A 22,888-nucleotide genomic window follows, 5' to 3' on the forward strand; every position below is an offset into this window, starting at 1 on the left:
GGTTTCCACGCTCCCCGGGCCACAACAGCCAGCGCGCAGGCGAGAGTCGGCAATGCTCAGCCTGCAGCCAGACATGCCCGGGCACGCAGCAGATCCTGCCAGGCCCTGGCCTTCTCGGTCGGCGAACGCAGCAGGTAGGCAGGATGATAGGTCACCACCAGCGGTACACCCCGATACTGCAGATCGCGACCGCGCAGCCGGCCCAGTGGCGCATCGGTATCCAGCAATGCCTGCGCCGGCACCCGGCCGACGGCGACGATCACCCGCGGGCGGATCAGTTCGATCTGCCGGTCCAGGTATCCCCGGCAGGCGGCAGCCTCCTCAGTCTTCGGATCGCGGTTTCCCGGCGGGCGGCACTTCAGGATGTTGGCAATATAGACGTTCTCGCCCCGGCGCAGCCCCAGCGCGGCCAGCATGTTGTCGAGCAGCAGCCCCGCGCGTCCCACGAAGGGCTCCCCGCAGCGGTCCTCCTCGGCCCCGGGTGCCTCGCCGATGAACAGCCAGTCGGCGTCCGGGTCGCCCACGCCGAACACGGTCTGCGTGCGCCGCGCCGCCAGTTCCGCGCAGGCCGCGCATTCCGCGACCCGCGCGCGCAGAGCCTCCCAGTCCAGCTGTGCCACGGGCGGCACGGTTTCGGCCGAAGGAGACACTGGCACCGGGGAGACCGGCGAGCGTGGCGCCGGTTCCCTCCTGGTGTCTGCCGCGGGCGGTTCCGGCGGCGCCACCGCCTGCCGCGGCATCGCGTTGCCGCGCTCATTCGCAGGGTCGGTGTCGGCGCCCGGTGCCGGCGGCGGGACCGGGCGCTCGCGCGGCACCCAGACGGGGATCCCCAGCTCCTGCAGAACCTCGCGCTGTCGCCGGCTCAGCGGCATCCGGTCAGGTCCTAGACGCCGTCGTGCTGGGGATGCGCCCGCTCGGCCGGCACGGTCAGCCGGTTCAACGCGTGCAGGTAGGCCTTCACCGACGCGATCACAATGTCTGTATCCGCCCCCAGCCCGTTCACGATGCGCCCGGCCCGGGACAGGCGCACGGTGACTTCGCCCTGCGCGTCGGTGCCCGAGGTAATGTTGTTCACCGAGTAGAGCAGCAACTCGGTGCCGCTGTTCACGATCGACTCCACCGCCTGGAACGACGCGTCGACCGGGCCGCTGCCTTCCGCAGCCCCGGACCGCAGCTGATCGTCGATCTCGAGTTGAATCTCGGCGCGCGGGGTGACGCCCGTTTCGGAACAGACGTGCAGCGAGCGCAGGCGGTAGCGGTCGGATTCCTCGGGGGCCGCCTCCGATACCAGTGCCTGCAAGTCCTCGTCGAAGACCTCGTGCTTCTTGTCCGCCAAATCCTTGAATCGTAAAAAAATATCGTCCAGCTGGGCGCTGTCGAATTCGACCCCGAGTTCGAGCAGCCGGGTGCGCAGCGCGTTGCGACCGGAGTGCTTGCCCAACACGATCCGGTTCGCGCTCCAGCCCACGTCCTCGGCACGCATGATCTCGTAGGTATCGCGGTGCTTCAGCACACCGTCCTGGTGGATGCCGGATTCGTGCGCGAAAGCGTTCGCACCGACGATCGCCTTGTTCGGCTGCACTGGAAAGCCGGTCACGTTGGACACCAGCCGCGAGCAGGGCACGATCTGCGTGGCGTCGATGCGGGTCTCGACCGGGAAAATGTCCTGCCGCGTGCGCACCGCCATCACGATCTCCTCCAGCGACGCATTGCCCGCGCGTTCACCCAGGGCGTTGATCGTGCACTCGACCTGGCGCGCGCCGTTCAGCACCGCAGCCAAGGAGTTGGCGACCGCCAGCCCGAGGTCGTTGTGGCAGTGCACCGAGAACACCGCCTTGTCCGAATTCGGAACACGTTCCAGCAGGGTCGCAATGGTCGCCCCGAACTGTTGCGGAATCGCATAGCCCACCGTGTCCGGGATGTTGATCGTGCGCGCGCCCGCGTCGATCGCCGCCTCGATCACCCGGCACAGAAAATCGATCTCGGAACGGCCGGCGTCCTCGGCCGAGAATTCGACGTCGTCGGTGTAGTTGCGCGCGTGGCGCACCGCGGCGATCGCGTGCTCGATGACCTGTTCCGGGGTCATGCGCAGCTTGTGCTGCATATGGATCGAGCTGGTCGCGATGAAGGTGTGGATGCGCGGAGCGGCCGCGTCCTTCAACGCCTCGGCGGCGCGATCGATGTCCGGGGCGCGGGCACGCGTCAGCCCGCAAACGCGGCTGTCCTTCACCGCGCGCGCGACCGCACGCACCGCCTCGAAGTCGCCGGGGCTTGCGGCCGGGAAACCGGCCTCGATCACGTCCACCCGGAGCTTCTCGAGCAAGTGTGCGATGCGCAGCTTCTCCTCGCGCGTCATCGACGCGCCGGGGCTTTGTTCGCCGTCACGCAGGGTGGTATCGAAGATGATCAGTCGGTCTTGGGTCATGTCTCGCTATTCCGCCACTCGAGGGATCGTTTCCACACCCGCGTAGCTTAACGTGAAAATACAACCACGGAAGGCACGGACAAGGGCCGAAGGCGTTCTTTGCCACGGATGCACACGGATGTTTCTTGGTTGAAACCCTATCCGTGCTCATCCGTGTGCATCCGTGGCTAACCTTTTTCATCGTTCGGGGTGGCCCGGAGCCATGCCAGCTAGCGTGAAAGTCACGGCCTGTCTCGTGTCCCTGGCGACCCGTAGGGCGGAATAGCGCAGCGTCATCCGCCGCTCGGCGTTCGCGCATCCCCGGCGCCCGCGGCACCCCAGGCGCCGGCTGGCGGATGACGGCCTTCGGCCTCTTCCGCCCTACGCCTCTTTCAGCATCGGGGGTGGCCACACGGACCGAGTGTCGGACACTGCCCCGGTCGGGTTCGCGGCCGACGTCCTGCCCGCCGGGGCCGGGGCGCTGACGCACGGCTCAGGACGACTTGCGGCTGCGGTGGCGCCGCCAGCGCTCCAAGGTGAGCAGCGGCCCCGACAATGCGTACAGCGTAAAGCCCGCGAGCAATACCTTCGGCGGGTCCAGCGCAGCCAGCATCAGCACGCCGACCACGGCGAGCATCACGAAGAACGGCACCCGGTGGCGGAAGTCCATGTCCTTGAAACTGAAATAGGCCAGGTTGCTGACCATCAGTACACCGGCCAGCACCGCCACCAGCAGCGCCAGCGCCATCAGCACCGCCGGATTTTCGGCGAACGCCCCCATGTCCTCGATCACCCAGACCGTACCGACCACGAAGGCCGCACTCGCCGGGCTCGGCAGCCCCTGGAAGAAACGCTTGTCGGCGACCGCGAGACGGCTGTTGAACCGTGCAAGCCTGAGCGCGGCGGCCGTGGCGTAGAAGAACGCCGCGACCCAGCCCAGATTCCCGAGTTCGTGCAACTGCCAGAGGTAGACGACCAGCGCCGGAGCGAGACCGAACGCGACCAGGTCCGACAGCGAGTCGTACTGGGCACCGAATTCGCTCTGGGTGTTGGTCAGCCGTGCCACCCGTCCGTCGAGCCCGTCCAGCACCATCGCGACGTAGACGGCGATCGCCGCGGTCATGAAGTCGCCGTTGATCGCCGAGACGATCGCGAAAAACCCGGAGAAAAGCACCCCGGTGGTGAACAGGTTGGGCAGCAGGAAGACCCCGCGCCGACGCCGCGCGTCGGATTCCGGTCCGCCAGGCAACTCGGCGCTCATCCGCCGGGTTCCCCGGTTGGTCGCGCCGCGTGTCCGGGCAGATCACCGATTCGATCCATTCCGGCGAACACGCGTTGCCCGGGCCTCGCCGTCAGCGCCGACTTGGCCGGAACCCACAGGGTCACGGTGCTGCCGAATCCCGCGAACCCAAGCCGCTTGCCGCGCCCGATGCGGCTGCCGGTCACCGCGCCGACACGAACGAAGCGCGGCCAGCGGCGCAGGTCGAACGCCAGCGAAAAGCCTTGCCCCTCGTCGGTCTCGAAGGCAAACCCGAGTTGACCGTTCAGCTGGGGATCGACCGGATCGCCGGTGTCCCTGCCGGGCCACGCGCGGCGCAGCAGCTTCGCCTCCTGCGGGGCATGCAGATGGTACTCGCCCAACGCCCGCTGGCGGATCACGATCCGCTGCGCCGGCTTGCCGGTGAACGGATCGGTGCCCTGATCGAGCGACTGCACGACACCGTCCACCGGGGCCACCAGTCCGAGTGCCTGTACCGGCGGATCCCGGCGCACGAAATCGCGGAACACCAGCAGCAAGGCCACCGCCAGCGTCACGAGAAACGCCCCGGGCTCGGTGTAGCCGAACAGCAGCGTGATCACCGCAAGCCATGCGGTGCCGACGACGAACAGCCTTCCTTCGGGCGCTATCGGAAACATCGGAAACTCGGTTCGGATTCGCGGCTGGAAGCGGCGGGAACGGAACCGCCCCGACATGCCGGGGCGGCCGGGCCGCCGCGGATCAGTTGCGGCTCTTGTCGACGAGCTTGTTCGCGGTGATCCAGGGCATCATCGCGCGCAGCCGCTCGCCGACCTGTTCGATTGGGTGCGCCGCATTCAGCCGCCGGTACGCGGTCATCGACGGATAGTTGGCCGCGCCTTCCTGGATGAATGCCTTCGCGTACTCGCCGGTCTGGATCCGGTGCAATGCCTCGCGCATCGCGTAGCGCGACTCCTCGTTGATGACCTTCGGCCCGGTCACGTACTCGCCGTACTCGGCGTTGTTCGAGATCGAGTAGTTCATGTTCGCGATGCCGCCTTCGTACATCAGGTCGACGATCAGTTTCAGCTCGTGCAGGCACTCGAAATAGGCCATCTCCGGCGCGTACCCGGCCTCGACCAGCGTCTCGAAACCCGCCTTCACCAGCTCCACCGCGCCGCCGCAGAGCACCGCCTGCTCGCCGAACAGGTCGGTCTCGGTCTCGTCCTTGAAGGTGGTCTCGATGATGCCGGTGCGGCCGCCGCCGATGGCCGAGGCATACGACAGCGCGGTGTCGCGGGCGCGCCCGGAGGCATCCTGGAACACCGCGATCAGGTCCGGGATGCCGCCGCCCTTCACGAACTCGCTGCGCACGGTATGGCCGGGGGCCTTCGGCGCGATCATGATCACGTCGAGATCGGCGCGCGGCACGATCTGGTTGTAGTGGATCGCGAACCCGTGCGCGAACGCCATGGTCGCGCCCTGCTTCAGGTTGAGCTCGATCTCGGTCTTGTACAGCCGGGCCTGGAACTCGTCGGGGGTCAGGATCATCACCAGGTCGGCCGCGGCCACTGCCTCGGGGACGTCGGCGACTTTCAGGCCCGACTGCTCGGCCTTGGCGCGGGAGCCGGATCCGGGGCGCAGGCCGACGGTGACGTCGACACCGGAATCCTTCAGGTTGTTCGCGTGGGCGTGGCCCTGCGAGCCGTAGCCGATGATCGCGACCTTCTTGCCCTGGATGATCGAGAGGTCGGCGTCTTTGTCGTAGTAGAGATTCATGTTCGTGTTTCCTTGTCGCCCAAAATGAACACGGCCGCCGCAGCGGTGGCCGTGAGATTCGTCCAGTCCAGCCCGGTCGCGCGCCAGTATAGGGCTTTGTCGCACGCGTGCCGAGATCAGCAGCCGGGGTGGCGGATCGCCTCCCTGCCGGGGCATCCCCCGGCAGGGAGGAAGCGCGCGGCGTCATCCGCCCTGCGGCGTCCGTGGAAGCCATGCGTCCGGGCCTGGCCTCGCGCCGAATGGCGGATGACGGCCTTCGGCCTTTTCCGCCCTACGCTGCTTTTCCGCCCTGCGCGGCACCCGGTTAGAGGTGCAACGCCACCTCGCCGCGGGCGATGCCCATCACGCCCGAGCGCACGACCTCCATCACCGGAAAACCCTGAAGCGCCTCCAGGAACGAATCCAGCTTGCTCCCGTGGCCAGTGAGTTCGATCACATAGGTTTCCTGCGAGACGTCGATGATGCTGCCGCGGAAGATGTCGGTCAGGCGCTTCGCCTCTTCGCGGTCACCGGACTCGGCCACCTTGACCTTCACCATCATCATTTCGCGCTCGATGTGCCGGTAGGGCGTCAGGTCGATCAGGCGCACCACGTCGATCAGCTTGTTCAGCTGCTTGGTGATCTGCTCGATGATTTCCTCGGAACCGCTGGTCACGATCGTCATCCGCGACAGGCTGGGATCGTCGGTGGGGGCGACGGTCAGCGACTCGATGTTGTAGCCGCGGGCCGAGAACAGGCCGGACACGCGCGACAGCGCGCCCGATTCGTTCTCGAGTAACAGACTGATGATGTGTCGCATGCTGGTCCCTTTCCCCTACACCAGGATCATTTCGTTCTGGCCGGCGCCCGCCGGAATCATTGGGTAGACGTTCTCGGATTGGTCGGTGATGAAGTCCAGAAACACCAGCCGGTCCTTCATCGCCAGCGCCTCGCGCAATGCCCCCTCGACGTCGCCCGGCTGTTCGATGCGCATGCCGACATGCCCGTAGCTCTCGGCGAGCTTCACGAAATCGGGCAGCGCGTCCATGTACGACATCGCATAGCGGCCCTGGTAGAAGAACTCCTGCCATTGCCGCACCATGCCCAGGTAGCGGTTGTTCAGGTTCACGATCTTGATCGGCAGCTGGTACTGCAGGCAGGTCGACAGTTCCTGGATGCACATCTGGATGCTGGCCTCGCCGGTGATGCAGGCAACCGTCGCGTCGGGGTTCGCAAACTGCGCGCCCATCGCGAACGGCAGACCGACACCCATGGTCCCGAGCCCGCCGGAGTTGATCCAGCGATTCGGCTTGTCGAAGCGGTAGAACTGCGCTGCCCACATCTGGTGCTGGCCGACGTCCGAGGTCACGATCGCGTCGCCGCCGGTCAGTTCCCAGAGCTTCTGCACGACCAACTGCGGCTTGATGATCGGCGAGGCTCGGTCGAACTTCAGGCAGTCCTTCGCCCGCCATTCCTCGATCTGGCGCCACCAGGCCGCCAGATCCTCCGCGTCGGGCTCGCGGTTCATCGACTCCAGTTCCCGGAGCATCTCGCGCAGCACCGGCTCGACCTGGCCGACGATCGGCACGTCGACCTTCACGTTCTTCGAGATCGACGCCGGATCGACGTCGATGTGGACGATCTTCGCGTAGGGACAGAACTTCTCGATGTTGCCGGTCACCCGGTCGTCGAAACGTGCACCGATCGCGATCACGACATCGGCGTAGTGCATCGCCATGTTCGCCTCGTAGGTGCCGTGCATCCCCAGCATCCCGAGGAACAGCGGATCCGACGCCGGAAAACCGCCCAGGCCCATCAGCGTGTTGGTGATCGGGTAGCCCAGCCGGCGGGTGAACTCGGTCAGTGCGTCGGACGCCTGTCCCAGGATGATGCCGCCGCCGGTGTAGAGCATCGGCTTCTGCGCCGACAGGATCAGGTCGAGCGCCTTGCGGATCTGGCCGCCGTGCCCACGCGTGGTCGGGTTATAGGAACGCATCCGAATCTGCTTCGGATACTCGAACACCGCGGTTTGCGCGGTCACGTCCTTCGGGATGTCGACCACCACGGGGCCGGGTCGGCCGGTCGTCGCGACATAGAACGCCTTCTTGATCGTCGTCGCGAGGTCGTTCACGTCCTTGACCAGGAAATTGTGCTTCACGCAGGGGCGGGTGATGCCGACCGTGTCGACTTCCTGGAACGCGTCGTTGCCGATCAGGTTGGTCGGCACCTGCCCGGTGAACACGACCAGCGGCACCGAGTCCATGTAGGCGTCGGCGATGCCGGTCACCGCGTTGGTCGCACCCGGGCCCGAGGTCACCAGCGCGACGCCGCACTGATTCGAGGACTTCGCGTAGCCCTCCGCGGCGTGCACCGCGCCCTGCTCGTGGCGTACCAGGATGTGCGAAACCTTGTCCTGCCTGTACAGCGCATCGTAGATGTGCAGGACCGCACCGCCCGGGTAACCGAATACGACCTCGACACCCTCCTCCTGAAGGCAGCGGACAAAGATTTCGGCGCCGGTGATGGCGGTGGGCTTCGCAGAGGTCTCGGACATGGCTTCGATGATTCCTGAGGGGTCAACGGCGCGATCGTGTTGGAACGCGGACATCGGGTCAAAAATGGCTACACATCGTAATACGAAATGGCTTCACTTTCACGGTTCCGTGATGAACGAATATTGGCCATTGCTGAACGACGCTGAGCATAGGCCCGGCGCAGGAGAATGCATTGCGGCGGGTCGTGCTCGGATCCCCTCTCCCGCAGGCGGGAGAGGGGCAGAGGTGAGGGTGAGTGCACAACGGCAGGGCACGCATCCCTGCACAGGCTGCCGGATCCACCGGCATCACTCGGCCCTCCGGTACATCCCCAGGTAATCCCTGCGCTCCAGCAACGGGCGACCCGCGACCGCCAGCAGGTCGTCGAGATGCTCGGGGGCGCTCAGCCCGACCAGCGAAGTGCCAAGCCCCGGCGTCGAGCGGTTGAACTGCAGTGCCCTCTGTGCCGGATTGGGATAGTCCGCCAGGCGTTCGGCGACCACGTCGACCGATTGCCGCGCCAGGTGCCCCTTCAGCAGCGTGTGCGAGGCCATCACGTACACCTCGAGCTGGTGCGCAGCCTGCAGCGGCGACGCCACGTTGCCCTGGCCGGTCGCGGTATTGAAGCGGGCAAACCCCTCCGGCATCACTTGGTTGAACGGCAGCATCGCCAGCCTGAAATGGTGCCGCGCGCGCTCGTCGCCGGTCACGGCCCGGGCAGCGCGCTCGGCCAGCGCCTGCATCGAGGTCAGCGACTGGAACAGCGGCGCGTCGGTCTCCACCCGGAAGCCGTCGAAGGTCGAGATCCCGTAGCCGCGAATGCGGTTCTCGCGCACCGCCCGCTCCAGCAGCGCAAACACGGGTTCCAGCTTCCGGCTGGTTTCCTCCTTGCCGATCTGCGGGATATGCACCTCGGGCTGGTCGACCAGGAACACGTCCAGGGTCTCGACCCCCATCAGGCGGCGCGACAGATCCAGTTGGTGGTCGATGTACTCCGGGGTCAACAGGTGCGCACCCTTCGCGAGGTGCTGCCGGCTCCCGAGCCTCTGCGCGGCAATCTCGCGCTCGAACCAGCGGTCGAAGTCCGCCGGCGGCCCACCCGGAAACGCCAGGAAACCGCCTTTTCCGATCAGGAACATCGCCTCGCGCGGCACCCCCGCGTTCAGCGCCACGCGCACTCCCGTGCCAACCGCCGCCAGCGAACGCCCGTAGCGGTAATGGGCCGCGGTATCGATCACGTTGATACCCGAGCACAGCGCCCGGGCGACGATTGCGGCCATTCGGCCGTCCACCTCGGGCGTGGCCGCGCCGCCAAAGGTACCGACGCCGAGGCTCGACAGGCGCAGCTTCGATCGGGTGTATTCGCTGTAATGCCCCTCGGCGCCATCCCCGGCCTTGACGTGCCGTTCGGCATAAGCGCGCGTCGCCTTCGCGTTCGCGTAGCCCGGAATCCGTGCTCGTTGCGGCTCCATCAGCAACCCCGACTATGGAATCCGCATGCTACGCGACGCAGGGGGCACCGTAAAAATGCGCCCCCTGTTTCAGGGAGACCCCCACTACCCGAGACCCGCCCGACAGACCGAAACCGATGTCGTGCTTCGCGAGCCCACGTGCGAACTGCGGTGGGCGCAGGGCAGCCCGAAACGCGAGGCGGCACGGTGGACCTACTCTTACTGACCCCTGCAACATCCCGATCACGTCGCAGCGGCAGCGAAACGGTGTCCTGCCAGCTCCGCAGCAGCGCCTCGGGGTGCGGTGCCCCCACTCGGCCCCTCGGAATCCGTGGATGCGTGCAGGATTCCGGTATCCTTGGGATCTTCTCGAACACCTGCCTTGTCACCGCGGATGCATGCGCCTGAGGGGAACCGGCATGAAGCTTGTGAAACTCGTGAAGCTGAACAACCTGCAGTACAACGCGAACCGCGATCCCGCGTTCTACCGCCGCCCGGTGAACACGGAGTTCCGGCTCCAGGTGGTGCTGAACGGAACGGGCGAGGCGAAGGCCACCTTCACCGTGGGTGACGAGGCGCTTTGCGAGAACACCATCACCCTGCCCGGCACCTTCGACTGCAGGTTCAGCTTCGACACCCCGGGCACACGGGTGGGCATGATCGAGGTCGACGGCAACGCTGGACAGTACCGCGAGAAGATCCGCATCGACGTGCTGGAACACGCGCCAGTGGGCTGAGTCGGTCGCTTCGCAGGCATCGCGACTCTCAGCCCCCCCCCGGCACGGCAGGCGTTCGGCGTGGCCGGCTCGTGCCACCTACCGCCAGCGGCATCACGCGTTGCTACCAACCGTACTGGCGCAGGAACTCGGGCAGGCGTGCGAGCATCTCCTCGCGGTCGAAAAAACGGTCGGCGCGCGACAGGCGCATCTCGTCCTGAATGTCCTCGTCGCCGCCGAAACAGAACACCGGCAGGTTGATCTGGTACTCCATGCGCAGAATGCGGATCACGTCCAGCGGGTCGAAAGCCTCGACCTCGTCGAGGTCGAGGAGCAGGAACCGGTACAGCAACAGTTCGTTCCAGGCACCCAGTGCGTCGAGATCGGTGGTCGTGACGATCTGCCACGGTGGTTCCACCAGTGCCTCGACCGCACGGATCATCCCGGGGTCTCGGGTCATCAGGATCAGGCGGCGTTCGAGACGGCGTGCGATGGTCGGTTCGGTCATGACGGAGCTCCTGGTTTGTGTACGGTCGTGGTGGCTCCGGGGCACGGCAAGGGCAACAACCCCGTCCTCCAAGCCTCCCCCATGACCGGGTGGGGGCTCTTCCGCATGGCCCACTAGGGGTTGCGGATGCCGCGGTAGAGCGCGTCGATCCGGCAGCTGATCTCGTCGACCAGTCCGGGGTCGAGCCGGGAGCCGAGACCCGCGCGCAGCACCAGCCGCTCCGGTGCAAGACCGATCACGTTTTCCTGGAGCACGCGGTCGATTCGGGGTTCCTCGCACCAGATGCGGCGGATCCGGGTGCCTGTCACGTGCAAGCGCAGGCGGCCGCAGCGCGAACGAGTCTCGAATACGTGGTTCGCACGGTTGATGCGGATGCCGCCGGGAACCGCGGGCCGGGTCTCGGCCTGCTCCATCTCGTCCAGTTCTTCCCGCCCCCGGGCAATCCAGTGATCGCGGGCGGCCGGAGCCAGGGTCTCGACCTGGGGTGTCACGCCGAATCGCTGCAACAGCGCGGTGTGCAGGGCCGCGCGGAAAGCCTCGACGTCTGGCGTCAGCGCCAGTTCGTGCTCGCAGTCGGTGACGCCCTCGCGCAGGGCCGGCAGGATCCAGTCCCGGTACCCCTCGCTGGGCTCGTGGATGCAGGCGAGGAAGCGCTCGGCCGGGAAATGCTGGAGAAAACTCGCACCGAACACGCAGCCATTCTCCAGCGTCGCCGCGCCGGTCCCCATGATCTTGCGGCCATGGACCCAGATATCCTGGCTGCGCATTTCGACATCCTCGAGCCCGAGTTGTCGCAGCACAGCCACCGCGAGCCCCATGCCGAGTGAGAACAGGTGCCGATGACCGCGCGCGAGGGCCCTGCGCGGCAGCACCAGGAAAAAACAGGGCTGGTCGGAGTCGATCCACACCGCACCGCCCCCGAGGGACCGCCGCACCACCGGGATACCCTGGGCAACACAACCCGCGAGATCCAGGTCGGCAGCGGCATTCTGGCTCGCACCCACGGACACATGGGCCTCGGCGCTGACCAGCCACAACACCCGCATCGGATCCGCCTCGCCAGTGCAGGCGGTCATGCCGGTGTACAAGGCATGCATCGCAGGGGCAGAGAGGCTGCCCGCATCCAGAAAAGCGAGCGCCGGAGGACGGATCAAGAAATCAGCCCTCGTGGTCGCCCTGGGGACCGCTCGACCGCTCATCCGACGGGTTCTGAGCGTCGTCCGGACGGTAGAAGTAGCGGAAGTAGAAGTCGCTGCGGGACAGGTCTTGGTAGAGTTTGGCGCGCTCCTCCACGCCACCGCGGAGGATCCGGACCAATGCCTGCGCCTGCTTCCCGTCGACGATATGCATCGCCCCGACCAGTTCCTGATCCGTGTCCAGGATATGCGCCGCGAGTTCATCCGGCTCCTGGACATAGACCAGAAACGACGTACAGTCCGGATCCTGCGGGTCCAGAGGCTGCATCACGACCCGTCCGAGCCAAGCCAGCCTCGCGACCTGATTGAACTGGTGGATGTCGAGCTTTCTGCCCCGCCGGTACTTGTTCAATTCGTTGCGGATCTCACCGATGTGGGTGATCTTCTGGGATTTCATGCACACGGCCCTGCTGCGGCAATCCGAAAGAGCATACAAAAGCGGCCGTGGCCACCCTAAATGGCCCCGGGGAACCGGGGTAGTGGGCACCGCAACGACGCCGCATAGCCTGCGCTGTGCGGGGAAATACCTTCGGAATCCGGCCCGGCGCGATACCCGGCGAGAGCATGCGCGCGAGACCGGCACTGCACGGACCACGCATCCGCCGCGGCTCAAGCCCGGGCAAGGAACGCACGGCACACGCGACTCACGCTAACTTTCATGGCCAGCGGCCACCCCGCAAGATGAAAAGACGAGCCACGGAAAGCACGGAAAGACACGGACAAGGGGTTGGATCCGTCTCATCTTCCGTGATTTCCGTGTCCTTCCGTGGCTGCATTTTCACGCTAACTTTCATGCCCTCGGCCGCGAGGCACCCCGAAGGATGAAACTACGATTATGAATCAGAGACATACGATTCTCGGGCGGCGTATTTTCACGCTAACTGTCATGCCGCCGGGCGCGCGGCACCCCCGATGATGAAAGAGGCGTAGGGCGGAAGAGGCCGAAGGCCGTCATCCGCCAGCCGGCGCTGGGGATGCTGCGGGCGCCTGGGCACTGCGAACGCCATGTGGCGGATGACGCTGCGAGACCGTGAAAGAATGGGCACCGATGCTAGGGAGCAGGCGTGAAACGCACTGGGACGAACGGAGCCGCGCGTGGACGGTGCGAGCCGCTAACGGTCCCGGCCATGGGCCACGGGTCATCGCGACCCCAGAACGGCTGGCAGAGGCGCTCGAGGAGCCCGTACCAAGCCGCAAGAAAGCCGCGCGCAACGCCCCGCGCCTGGCAGTAGGCGATGAAGGCCGCAACCCCCAGGATGCTGAGCACGCGGCGGAAGTTGTAACTGTGCACGATCATCGCCATCTCACCGCGCACCTTGTCAAACCCCCGTACCAGGAAGTGGTCCCACCCCAGCCAGCGCTTCAGGGTTCCGAACGGGTGTTCGCAGAGCGCCGCGCGCTGGCGCATCACCTGCGGCGCCGCCGCCATCCGTTCCCGATGCCGCTCCACCGCCTCGGCGTGCTCGGAGCGGAGAATCTCCCGACGCTTGCCGGCCGGCGGCAGGCACTGCGCCTTCAGAGGACAGGACTGGCAGACCGACGCGCGGCTGCGATAGCGCCGGTAGTTCACGCCGTTACGGGTATCCGGCTGGCCGTACGGATGCAGGGCTTCCCCACCCGGACAGCGGTACCGGTCCTGCTCGGCGTCGTAGACAAACTCCCGGGCGCTCAGACGGCCGGCCCGCTCGGCCGCACCGGTCTTCTCCGGAACCGGCACATACGGCACGATGCCCCGCGACGCGCAGGCCGCGATGTCGGACTCGGTGAAATAACCGGCATCCGCCAACACCTCGAGCGGCTGTGCGGCTTCCGTGGTCTGCCCATCGAGCAGCATCTGCCGGGCCTGTTCCGCCATCGGCACCAGTTGGCCCAGGTCGTTTCCGGCGTTGGTGACCTCGTGGGTCAGGATCAGGTGGTGCTGGTCATCGACCACGCTCTGCACGTTGTAGCCGGTCACTTTCTGCCCGTTCTTGCTCAGGCGCCGGGCGTCCGGATCGGTCCGCGAGATCTGGGTCTCGCCGGTCCGGGCCAACTCCTCGAGTTGCTCTCGCCGGCGCTGCGCGCGCGCCTGCAGATCCGCAAGCTGCTGCGCGCTGACCGTTGTCGCTTCGGCCGCCGCTGCGTCGGCGTCCCCTCGCTCCAGCGCTGCCAAGTAGCCGTCGATGTCCTGTTCCAGTGCGGCCAGCTCCGCTTCCAACTGCTTCTTGGTCTTGACGCTGGCGGCACTCGCATTGCCGTGGAAGAAGCTCCCGTCCACCCCCACCCGGGTCCCGCTGATCAGCCCCAGCTCCCGGCACAGCAGCACAAACTCCCGGTTCGCCGCCTTCAGTGCCGCGGCGTTGTTCTTACGAAAATCAGCGATCGTGTGATAGTTTGGGCGCAGCCCGTTCAGCAACCACATCACCTCGAGGTTGCGGCGGCACTCGGCCTCCAGACGCCGGCTGGAATGCACCCGCTCCTGATAGCCATAGAGATACAACTTCAGCAGATCGCCGGGCGCGTACGCCGGCTGCCCCACCGTGAGCGCACCCCCGGCATGCCGAAAGCCCAACCGCTCCAGGTCCAGCATCTCCACGTAGGCCGCGATCGCCCGCACCGTTGTCGCTTCGGCCGCCGCTGCGTCGGCGTCCCCTCGCTCCAGCGCTGCCAAGTAGCCGTCGATGTCCTGTTCCAGTGCGGCCAGCTCCGCTTCCAACTGCTTCTTGGTCTTGACGCTGGCGGCACTCGCATTGCCGTGGAAGAAGCTCCCGTCCACCCCACCCGGGTCCCGCTGATCAGCCCCAGCTCCCGGCACAGCAGCACAAACTCCCGGTTCGCCGCCTTCAGTGCCGCGGCGTTGTTCTTACGAAAATCAGCGATCGTGTGATAGTTTGGGCGCAGCCCGTTCAGCAACCACATCACCTCGAGGTTGCGGCGGCACTCGGCCTCCAGACGCCGGCTGGAATGCACCCGCTCCTGATAGCCATAGAGATACAACTTCAGCAGATCGCCGGGCGCGTACGCCGGCTGCCCCACCGTGAGCGCACCCCGGCATGCCGAAAGCCCAACCGCTCCAGGTCCAGCATCTCCACGTAGGCCGCGATCGCCCGCACCGGATGGTTCGCCGCCACGTAGTCGTCCACGCACGCCGGCAGCAGCAGCGGCTGCTCTCCCGACGGCCCTTCCTTGTACCGCCGCGACCGGGGCAACGGCGGGCGCGGCTCCGGACCGGCCGCCGCCGGGGGTCCACCGTCCTCCGGGGACGGCCACAGGGTCAACGCTTCCGGTGGTGCAGACTCAGGCTCGCTCAGCATCGGCTTTCCTCAATCGCCCCATGCACGTGGGGGGGGGCATCACAGCGTGCGCCAATTCTACCAAGCCCCCACCCCCGAACCGAGACTCGGGGCGAATACTTTCACAGTCTCTGCGCTCTTCCGCCCTACGGGTCGCCAGGGACACGAGACAGGCCGTGACTTTCACGCTAACTTTCATAGCCAGCGGCCACCCTGCAAGATGGAAAGGCGAGCCACGGAAAGCACGGACAGACACGGGAAAGGGTTCAATCCGCTTCACCTTCCGCGATTTCCGTGTTCTTCCGCGGCTGGATTTTCACGTTACCTACGCGCGTGCATCAACGCGTCCGCGTGGCCGGGGACCACGCGTGCCGCAGGCGGCGCGGCGGGGTTTTCAGGCATCGTCGCGCCACTCCTCGAAGCCGCAACTCGAGCAGTGCCAGAGGATCTCCTCGGCTCCGTCCGCGCCTTCCCGCACCTGCTCCGGCACCGGATGCAGGCTGCGGATCGTACACCGCGGGCACTTCTCCACCTCGTCCCTGCGACGCGCCGGCTTCCGCCGGCGGGCAGGTCGGGGCACGGAGCCGGAAGAACCGGTCAACGTGTCCAGCTCCCGCAACAGATCCTGCGCGCGCTGGGCCAGGGATGGCTGCCCGGCCTCGGTCAATTCCCGTTGAAGATCGGCCAGCCCGGCGCGGATGGGCCGCAACCGGGACGCGATGTCGGTCATGGGGTAGGCCCTCCCGTGGACACGGATCCCTGCGGTTGCCGCCTGGCACGGCCGGGCTTCATGCCCTAGCCCCCGGCGGCCAGGCTCAAGGCCCGTTCCACCGCAGCCGGCGAGCGCCGCAACTGCACGAAGGAATTTTCGCCCACCATGCGCAGATCCGGAAAGTGCAACGCCATCCGGAAACGCATGTGCAGAGCCTCGACGCGGCCACCTTCCACCAGGATTTCGTACGGTACATAAGCCGTGTGGCGCCGGTCCCCGACATCCACGGTGGCCAGCTGGTGGGCATCGGCTGCATTGCGCTCCGCCCCGGCGTCTTCGCGGATCGCGACGCCGATCAGCGTCGCGTCACGGCCCGGCATATCCACCCGGTAGACCTCGCGCACGCCACCCCGGCTCTCCCCGAGGTTGGCACCAAGCGCGGCCAGTGCCGCCTCGCGATCCGGGTAATGCGCGAGCTCGTAAGGATCGTTGAAACGCTCCATCCCGAACGCGTACCGGTAGCGGGACAGTACCGACGGGCTCAGCCCCTCGGCCCCGAAGCTCTCCAGTGCGCCCAGGGCATCGGCCAGCACGGCCATCACTGGCTCCAGCGATCGGTCGATCCGGTAGGCGTGGCGGAAGTATTCGAGGTGGTTGTAGCTCACCTGCACCTCGCCATCGACGCGCGTCACCGCCACCCGCAGGGGCGCGATATAGGCCGCCCGAGGCATGCTGGCCGCCACTTCCAACAGCGCCGGGGAGGTCGCCACCAGCACATGGGACGAATCCGTCACCGAGTAGTCGCCGAGAATCCGGAAACCCGCTTCGCCCAGGCGCTCCCGTACCGTCGCGACTTCCGCCTCGACATCGGTACCGGGCTTGGCATACGCCAGCACCATCGGCCGCAGGTAGTCGGCGTGCACGACGCTTGCGACCCCCAGCAACAGCAGGACCAGCACCCCACGGGTCAGGATCGAAATCGGCATGGCGTTCTCCCAGTGGTTGCGAACAGTGGTTGCGAAACGGTTCGGGCCGGGCGCGCGGGAAACGCCGCCGCGCACGGCGATTTTCCGGGCATTCTGATTGCGGCCAGCACCATCGGCCGCCCTGTACCGATGACCAGCACGCAGAAGCCCCGCTTGGCGACGGGGCTTCTGCGTGCAGGTGACCATGGGCCGGAATCTAGGCCCTTTTCCGGCCGGCGTCAAAACCCGATTCCGAGGCCGAAGGCAGGCGTTATCGAGCCGTCGGCCGTGCGGTCCGCATATTTCGTCCGGTACCATGGGTTCAGCGTGCTTATATTGTGAAACAATGGTTGTGTCACCACAGGTTCCAGGTGGCACACAGGATCCACGGCGTTGGCCTGCCGGGAACAGGGGCAAGCCCGCCGCTTCGTTTCGATGCAAGTGCTGCCCGCCCGGGAGTCTTACGCGACCGGCTTCACCGGGGGGTGTCCACCGACCGCAGAATCCCAGGGGGGATGCAGATGCGCCGTAACGCAACCGCTGTTTTGAGCCTGACCGCGGCCATTGCCGCGGCCGTTGCACACGCCGACGAGGCGCTTGTGCTGGAACCCGTCACTGTTACCGCGAAGGGCTACGAGGCCCTCGTGTCCGAAACCGCGGCATCGGTGAACGTGATCGAGGCCGACGAGATCCGTCGCCGCGAGGCCCGGACGCTGGGCGACCTGCTCCGAGGCGAACCGGGAGTATCGCTGGCGGTGGACGGTTCGGTCGGGGTAGATCCGATCATCCGCGGCCTGAAGCGGGACCAGGTGCTGGTATTGATCGATGGCGTACGCGTGAATGCCATGCAGCCCCCCGCCCGGGGCTCGCTCGCGTCGTACGTAAACGTCGACCTGGTCGAACGCATCGAGGTGATTCGCGGCCCGGGGTCGGTCCTCTATGGGGCCGGCGCGATGGGCGGGGTGATCAACATCATCACCCGCGGTGGCCGCTTCACCGACGAACCCGACGTGAGCGGCTGGACCCGCCTGGGCTATACCTCGGTGGACGACGGCTTTCGGGGCGCGGTAGGCACCTCGCTGTCGAACGCCACCCAGCTGCTCGACCTGTCCGCTGCGTGGCTGGATGTCGGCGACTACAAGACCGGCGCGGGCGAACGCCTGGACGACAGTGGCACCGACCAGGGGGCCCTGCATCTGCGTTACCGCGCGCGGCTTGCACCCGGGCACGAGGTGCAGTTGCGTACCCAGCGCGACCGGCGCGAGGATGTGTGGTACCTCGCCTCGAGGCGCTTTCTCGAAGATCCGATCGTGCCACCGCCCGGAACCGGGCTGCACCAGCCGGACGGCCTGAACACGCATTACACCCCACGCCAGCAGCGGGATCTGGTCGAAGGCCGTTACGAGGGCGAGCTCGGCGGCCCGTGGGGCGCGCGCCTGACGGCGTCGCTCTATCGTCAGGATCTGGAGCGCGGCAACTACGACTGGAACCGTGAGCGCGCCCAGGACTACCGAACATCGGACACCGATTTCGACACCCGGGGCGGCCGCCTGCAGGTCGAACTGTCGCCGCATCCGCGCCACGTGGTGTTGGCCGGCGTCGAGGGCTGGCAACTCAAAGCCTCCCCCGTCTCCTTCGTGGGCTTCGCACCCGATTTTCAACCCGACGTCCGGATGCAGCTGATCGACAACGGACGCCTGGAGTCCCGCGGGGTGTTCGTGCAGGACGACATCTACCTGCACGACTTCACCGTGACCCTCGGCGCCCGCTACGACGAGGTCGAGGGCAGCGCCGACCGCGCGCTGGGCGTAACCGCGCCGCTGGACAAGACGGACTACAACCTGTCGTGGTCCGCCGGCGTGATCTGGGAGCTCGATCGCGGTTTCAGTCCCTTTGCCAGCGTAGCCGAGGGGTACCGCTCGGCAGGGCTGCTGGAGCGCTACCTGACCTACCCCTACAGCGACGGCTTCACCTGGTTCAGCAATCCGCAACTCGAGCCCGAGCGCAACCGCAGCGTAGAGGTCGGGGCACGGGGCCAGATCGGAAACACCCGCTACACCGTCGCGGCCTACGAGAGCCGCGTGCGCGACTACATCGGCGGACAGGTGATCGCCCCGACCGTGAAACAGACCGTGAACCTGGACAGCGCGAGGATCCGGGGCGCCGAGTTCAGTGTCGATCACGACCTCGGCGACGGTCTGTCGGCCTTTGCTTGGGGAACCTGGCTGCGCGGCGACAACCGGGATCCGGCGTTCCGCGAACCCCTGTACCAGATGCCGCCTTCCGAATTGAGCGTGGGTCTTGCGCAGCAATCTCCCCGTGCATGGCAGTGGCGGGGACAGGTCCGTACCGTGGCGAAACAGGATCGCACCGCGGATCGGTTCAGCGGGGGATCCGAACGCAAGACCCCCGGCTTCACGACCGTCGATGCAGCGGTCGGCTACCGCTTCGGTCCGTCCACCGGACTGAAGGGCCAAGAGCTGACGTTGTCGGTCACCAACCTGTTCGACCGCGATTACCGCGAACACGTGAACGAAATGACGCAAGACCGGATCGACCCTGCCAATGGCGTCCAGGATCTGCGGGCGCCCGGTCGCAGCATCGGGCTGACCTGGTACGCGGAGTTCTGACGGCGGGCATCAGGCACTGAGCGCTCATTCGGGGTCAGGGTAAGTGTCGTTGCGTTGCGGCAGGGCCGCGCACTGCACCCTCCCCACCCCCTCCCTCGCGATCGGGGGCGGGGCTTTTCTACCCTCTCCCGCTTGCGGGAGAGGGTCACCAGGTCTCAGCAGCCGCCGAAGCCGTCGCTGTCCATCTTTGCCTCGAACGCGGCCAGCGCATCGCCGCCGGTCTTCAGGTCTCCGGTCTCGCCATCCCAGTCATCCGGCTTGATCTTCACGAGCCAGCCCTCGCCGTAGGGATCCTCGTTGATCAACCCGGGCTTCGCGGCCACCGCGTCGTTGGTCGCGACCACCTCACCGGAGACCGGCGTCTTCGCCGGCCCGACCCATTTGCCCGACTCGACGGTGGCGCAGGACTTGTCCTTCTTGACCGCCTTGCCGACCTTCTTCGGCGTATAGGAAACGATCTGCCCGGCCAGCGAGCACGCATAGGAGGTCAAACCCACGGTAGCGGTTCCGTCGCTCTCCTTGCGGATCCAGACATTATTGTCAATGTTGTAAAGCAGGTCCTCAGGAACCTCACAGCCCCGCACTACGCCCATGATGCCCTCCAGAAATCAAGAAATGAGATGGAACTAAAAGGTAAGTGTCTTGTCGCTTTGCAAAAGCAGGTCGGCAAGCTCGCTGGCCCGGTTCACCTCATCGACCTCGGGAATGAGGTCGGTGGATGGCTCGATTTTATACCCCGGCAAAGCGGGGTGGCAAACATGCAGCGCGACACCCGCACGCTTTGCATCGCGAATGAAATCGATAATCGGTTTTCCGCCCTCCATGGCCGCCATGCCCTCTGCAACGCCGGTCTGCATCAGGCGCACACCCTCCATCGTGAAAAAAATCCGCACCTCGTTGTCCATCGCGGCTAGCACCGAACCAAGATAGAACGGTGTCGCACAGCGTGCCGGCTCGGAGGGCCCCGAAGTCATAATGATCACGACCTTTTGTCCCTCGTTGTCGAGATAGTGTTCCGCCGTCATCAACATGACCCTCGAACTCAGCGCGTGCTGCGCTGGCAATGGATGTCCTCGTCGCGCACACGGTGGCAATAGCCGTCTTCGGCCTCGTCGCCCGTAAGAAATGCGCGCAGCGCGGCGTCGGCACCCTCCACGGCCTCGACGCGCGCGATCCAGGCATTGTACGGGTCCGAATTCAGCAGGACCGGATTCTCCAGCACCTGCGAATTGGCTTCGACGATCGTGCAGTCGATGAAGTTCGGGACCGGGCCAGCCCACTTTCCGCTCTCGATCGTGGCCACCGGCTTGCCCGGCGGGCGACGCGTACCAGGCCGGCGGACCCGCACATGAATGATCTTGCCCGCGATAGTCTGTGCAAGGTCGGTCATACCCACGGTCAGGGTGTCGTCGTCCTCGCGCCGGAGCCAGACCTGGAACTCGTCGTCATAAAACAGTTCCGGGTGAAACTCGCAGCCGTTGCATTCCATCGATGGCCTCCTGTCGGACCTGCGGCCCGTCGCGGCGAACACGCCCGGCGGCGGGTAAACGCCGCGCTCGTCCTCCCCACTCCGACGCATTGCAGGGCGCAACAGGCCAGAGCCCGTGATCCGCCGCTCGGCGCCCGGGCAAACCCGAACGTACGCAACGCCAGCGCCGGCCAGTTCGCGTGACTTGGCGAACGACGATTCGCCCTTCCGCCCCACCCGTCACCGGAGAACCGCGACCCAATCGCCCACCGGGGCGCTTCCTCAAATGACGCCCTTCTCCTTCAGCAGGCCGATCGAGTCGCTGACGTTCTCGTGGATGCCGAGCTTGCGCGGGGACAGACCCAGCGCCAGACCCAGCAGCTGGGTGAAGTACAGCACCTTGACGCCAGTCCTGATCCCGAACTCGGTCTCGGCACGCACCTGGTGCATTTCGAGGCCCGAGTGACAGGTCGGACACTCGGTCGCGATGACCTCAGCGCCGGAATCCTCCGCCGACTGCAGCAGGTTCAGCACCAGCTGGGTCGAGGTGTCGGAGTCCGACAGCGTGTGCGCACCGCCGCAGCAGGCCGTCTTCAGCGGGTACTCAACGTTCACCGCGCCGGCCGCGGCGAGCAGGTCGTCCATGAAATGCGGCTGGTAGCTGGACTCGGAGCCGGGACCCTGGTCCTTCTCGGGGAAAATCTGCCGCGGCCGCGTATACATGCAGCCGTAGTAGTTCGCGATCCGGATCCCGTTCAGGCTCCTGGTCATCCTCTGCTTGATGCCGTCCGGTCCCAGCTCCTCCATCAGCCACTCGAGCAGGTGCAGCGTGCGCACGTCGCCCGTGTACACCGGGTCGTCTGCCTTGCGCGCGAGATCCTGCACCGTGTCCATCACCTGCTGCGAAGTCGCGGTCTCGAACTCGGCCTTCTTCAGGTTGTGGTAGCAGCCGTTGCAGGGCGCCATCACGGTGTCGAGCCCCATCTGTTCGGAGGCGATCGCCAGGTTGCGCGCGGACAGGTACGTCTGCAGCATCGGGTGGACGTTCTTCACCTCCATCGCGCCGCAGCAGTTGTAGTCGCGCAGGTTCTCCATCTCCAGGCCCAGCGCCTTCACCAGGTGCCGGGTCGAGCGGTCGTAAGGGCCGCCGGACCCCTCCAGCGCGCAGCCGGGGTAGTATGCAACCTTAGCCATGTGCGGCCTCCTTCTGCTCGCGGACGTAGGCCTTCAGCACCTCGCCGGTCTTGCCCCAACTCTTCGTCTTCGGGGTGAAGACCACGTTCGTACCGAGGCGGACCAGGTGCGCGACCGGCAGCCTCTTGATCATCCGCTTCGTGAACTCGACGAGCCAGCCCTGCACCAGCGGCTGCCCGCTCTCCTTGAAAAAGTTCTTCATCACCTTGGAGTCCTCGATCCGCCCGTAGTCGTAGACCTGGTCGGTGAACTCCTCGTCGAAGATGCGCGACGGCGACTTCTCGGTAATGCCCTCCTCTTCCAGCCAGTGCGAGAGCGCCTTCATCACGCCCTCGGGCTTTACGTCCTTCGGGCAGATGTTGGTGCACTTGTTGCACGAGACGCACTGCCAGATGATGTCCTTGTCCTTGATCAGTTCGTCCGTCAGACCGAGCCGGGTCAGGTAGATCCAGTACCGGGGATTGAACTGGACGTTCTGGGCGTACATCGTGCAGGAATTGGTGCAGGAACCGCACTGCCAGCAGCGGTGCACGTACTCCCCGCCGACGTAGGACTGGATCTTCGCCTCGAAGTCATCGTCGTAGTCGACGATCGTCCGAGGGGTAATCATCGTATTCCATTGGCCGGAGACATCGACGCCGTCGACGACGAGCGAATCGTGCTCCAGCAGCCGTTCCGTTTCGATCAGTGACTTCTCGTGTATCGCCATGACCTTCCTTCTCCCGGAACCCGGAGTACCGGGCTCAGCCTACGGTGACGCGAAAATCAGCCACGCAATGAAATGGATCGGTCAGCCATTCGCTGTGTTCCCGTGCTTTCCGTGGCTCGCCCGTACACGGTTCG

General features: G+C 66.1%; 22 protein-coding genes and 2 pseudogenes. 3 read left to right on the forward strand and 21 right to left on the reverse strand.

Annotated features, from left to right (window positions below; translation table 11 throughout):
* Positions 1–56: 56 nt before the first annotated feature.
* Together TVNIR_RS15230 and TVNIR_RS15235 are read right to left on the reverse strand one after the other, a co-directional pair.
* Positions 57–872, reverse strand: a complete 816-nt coding sequence (locus tag TVNIR_RS15230; protein WP_015259963.1) for a uracil-DNA glycosylase — start codon at positions 870–872, stop codon at positions 57–59.
* An 11-nt stretch (positions 873–883) separates the two neighbouring features.
* Positions 884–2,425 (reverse strand): 2-isopropylmalate synthase, encoded by a 1,542-nt coding sequence (locus TVNIR_RS15235; RefSeq protein ID WP_015259964.1) that lies wholly within the window; start codon positions 2,423–2,425, stop codon positions 884–886.
* A gap of 202 nt (positions 2,426–2,627) precedes the next feature.
* Here TVNIR_RS15235 and TVNIR_RS20840 point away from each other — a divergent pair.
* Positions 2,628–2,816 (forward strand): annotated as a pseudogene (locus tag TVNIR_RS20840) (hypothetical protein); the annotation flags it as partial.
* Between the two features lie 81 nt (positions 2,817–2,897).
* On the opposite strand, the gene pssA reads toward TVNIR_RS20840, so the two are convergent.
* The 6 genes from pssA to TVNIR_RS15265 form a co-directional block, all read right to left on the reverse strand.
* Positions 2,898–3,665: a CDP-diacylglycerol--serine O-phosphatidyltransferase gene (pssA, locus tag TVNIR_RS15240; RefSeq protein ID WP_006745871.1), complete on the reverse strand. Its 768-nt coding sequence runs from the start codon at positions 3,663–3,665 to the stop codon at positions 2,898–2,900.
* Positions 3,662–4,321: a phosphatidylserine decarboxylase gene (locus TVNIR_RS15245; protein WP_043740793.1), complete on the reverse strand. Its 660-nt coding sequence runs from the start codon at positions 4,319–4,321 to the stop codon at positions 3,662–3,664. The genes pssA and TVNIR_RS15245 overlap by 4 nt, the downstream gene beginning before the upstream one ends.
* An 82-nt stretch (positions 4,322–4,403) precedes the next feature.
* Positions 4,404–5,420, reverse strand: a complete 1,017-nt coding sequence (ilvC, locus tag TVNIR_RS15250) for a ketol-acid reductoisomerase (RefSeq protein ID WP_043739815.1) — start codon at positions 5,418–5,420, stop codon at positions 4,404–4,406.
* 304 nt (positions 5,421–5,724) lie between these two features.
* A complete protein-coding gene (gene ilvN / locus TVNIR_RS15255; protein ID WP_015259967.1) occupies positions 5,725–6,219 on the reverse strand; it encodes an acetolactate synthase small subunit in 495 nt (164 codons plus the stop codon).
* 15 nt (positions 6,220–6,234) lie between these two features.
* Positions 6,235–7,953 carry a biosynthetic-type acetolactate synthase large subunit gene (ilvB, locus tag TVNIR_RS15260; protein ID WP_043739816.1) on the reverse strand — a complete coding sequence of 573 codons (1,719 nt, stop codon included), beginning with the start codon at positions 7,951–7,953 and terminating at the stop codon, positions 6,235–6,237.
* Positions 7,954–8,241: 288 nt separating this feature from the next.
* Positions 8,242–9,405, reverse strand: coding sequence for an aldo/keto reductase (locus TVNIR_RS15265; RefSeq protein ID WP_015259971.1), 1,164 nt, complete (start codon positions 9,403–9,405; stop codon positions 8,242–8,244).
* Positions 9,406–9,803: 398 nt separating this feature from the next.
* Here TVNIR_RS15265 and TVNIR_RS15270 point away from each other — a divergent pair, with 398 nt between their 5' ends.
* On the forward strand, positions 9,804–10,121 hold the full coding sequence (locus TVNIR_RS15270) for a hypothetical protein (protein WP_015259972.1): 318 nt from the start codon (positions 9,804–9,806) through the stop codon (positions 10,119–10,121).
* Positions 10,122–10,224: 103 nt separating this feature from the next.
* Here TVNIR_RS15270 and TVNIR_RS15275 read toward each other — a convergent pair whose 3' ends face one another.
* The 8 genes and pseudogenes from TVNIR_RS15275 to TVNIR_RS15305 all read right to left on the reverse strand — a co-directional run bounded on the left by TVNIR_RS15275 (position 10,225) and on the right by TVNIR_RS15305 (position 16,774).
* Entirely contained in the window at positions 10,225–10,608 is a 384-nt protein-coding gene (locus TVNIR_RS15275) for a hypothetical protein (protein ID WP_015259973.1), read from the reverse strand.
* 113 nt (positions 10,609–10,721) lie between these two features.
* Complete coding sequence (locus TVNIR_RS15280) at positions 10,722–11,705, reverse strand: lipoate--protein ligase family protein (protein WP_043739817.1); 984 nt, start codon at positions 11,703–11,705, stop codon at positions 10,722–10,724.
* A 61-nt stretch (positions 11,706–11,766) separates the two neighbouring features.
* Entirely contained in the window at positions 11,767–12,201 is a 435-nt protein-coding gene (locus tag TVNIR_RS15285) for a hypothetical protein (protein WP_043739818.1), read from the reverse strand.
* Positions 12,202–12,855: 654 nt separating this feature from the next.
* Complete coding sequence (locus TVNIR_RS15290) at positions 12,856–14,559, reverse strand: IS1182 family transposase (RefSeq protein WP_052316648.1); 1,704 nt, start codon at positions 14,557–14,559, stop codon at positions 12,856–12,858.
* A gap of 146 nt (positions 14,560–14,705) precedes the next feature.
* A pseudogene (locus TVNIR_RS20845) lies at positions 14,706–14,819 on the reverse strand (transposase); the annotation flags it as partial.
* The gene (locus TVNIR_RS20240; RefSeq protein ID WP_015259978.1) at positions 14,783–15,097 is read right to left on the reverse strand and encodes a transposase; all 315 of its coding nucleotides are present in this window, start codon (positions 15,095–15,097) and stop codon (positions 14,783–14,785) included. The pseudogene TVNIR_RS20845 and the gene TVNIR_RS20240, both read right to left, overlap by 37 nt.
* Positions 15,098–15,470: 373 nt before the next feature.
* Entirely contained in the window at positions 15,471–15,806 is a 336-nt protein-coding gene (locus tag TVNIR_RS15300) for a hypothetical protein (RefSeq protein ID WP_015259979.1), read from the reverse strand.
* Between the two features lie 65 nt (positions 15,807–15,871).
* On the reverse strand, positions 15,872–16,774 hold the full coding sequence (locus TVNIR_RS15305; protein ID WP_015259980.1) for a hypothetical protein: 903 nt from the start codon (positions 16,772–16,774) through the stop codon (positions 15,872–15,874).
* Between the two features lie 500 nt (positions 16,775–17,274).
* Between TVNIR_RS15305 and TVNIR_RS15310 the strand changes: the two genes are divergently transcribed.
* Complete coding sequence (locus tag TVNIR_RS15310) at positions 17,275–19,383, forward strand: TonB-dependent receptor plug domain-containing protein (protein WP_043739819.1); 2,109 nt, start codon at positions 17,275–17,277, stop codon at positions 19,381–19,383.
* 155 nt (positions 19,384–19,538) lie between these two features.
* On the opposite strand, the gene TVNIR_RS15315 is transcribed toward TVNIR_RS15310, so the two are convergent.
* The 5 genes from TVNIR_RS15315 to TVNIR_RS15335 form a co-directional block, all read right to left on the reverse strand.
* Complete coding sequence (locus TVNIR_RS15315; RefSeq protein ID WP_015259984.1) at positions 19,539–19,976, reverse strand: glycine cleavage system protein H; 438 nt, start codon at positions 19,974–19,976, stop codon at positions 19,539–19,541.
* A gap of 33 nt (positions 19,977–20,009) precedes the next feature.
* On the reverse strand, positions 20,010–20,414 hold the full coding sequence (locus tag TVNIR_RS15320) for a DsrE family protein (RefSeq protein ID WP_015259985.1): 405 nt from the start codon (positions 20,412–20,414) through the stop codon (positions 20,010–20,012).
* An 11-nt stretch (positions 20,415–20,425) separates the two neighbouring features.
* Positions 20,426–20,872: a biotin/lipoyl attachment domain-containing protein gene (locus TVNIR_RS15325; protein ID WP_015259986.1), complete on the reverse strand. Its 447-nt coding sequence runs from the start codon at positions 20,870–20,872 to the stop codon at positions 20,426–20,428.
* A gap of 261 nt (positions 20,873–21,133) precedes the next feature.
* Positions 21,134–22,045 carry a CoB--CoM heterodisulfide reductase iron-sulfur subunit B family protein gene (locus tag TVNIR_RS15330; protein WP_015259987.1) on the reverse strand — a complete coding sequence of 304 codons (912 nt, stop codon included), beginning with the start codon at positions 22,043–22,045 and terminating at the stop codon, positions 21,134–21,136.
* The gene (locus TVNIR_RS15335) at positions 22,038–22,754 is read right to left on the reverse strand and encodes a 4Fe-4S dicluster domain-containing protein (protein WP_015259988.1); all 717 of its coding nucleotides are present in this window, start codon (positions 22,752–22,754) and stop codon (positions 22,038–22,040) included. The genes TVNIR_RS15330 and TVNIR_RS15335 overlap by 8 nt, the downstream gene beginning before the upstream one ends.
* Between the last annotated feature and the right edge of the window lie 134 nt (positions 22,755–22,888).

It is taken from the genome of Thioalkalivibrio nitratireducens DSM 14787 (assembly GCF_000321415.2).
GTDB classification, from domain to species: domain Bacteria; phylum Pseudomonadota; class Gammaproteobacteria; order Ectothiorhodospirales; family Ectothiorhodospiraceae; genus Thioalkalivibrio; species Thioalkalivibrio nitratireducens.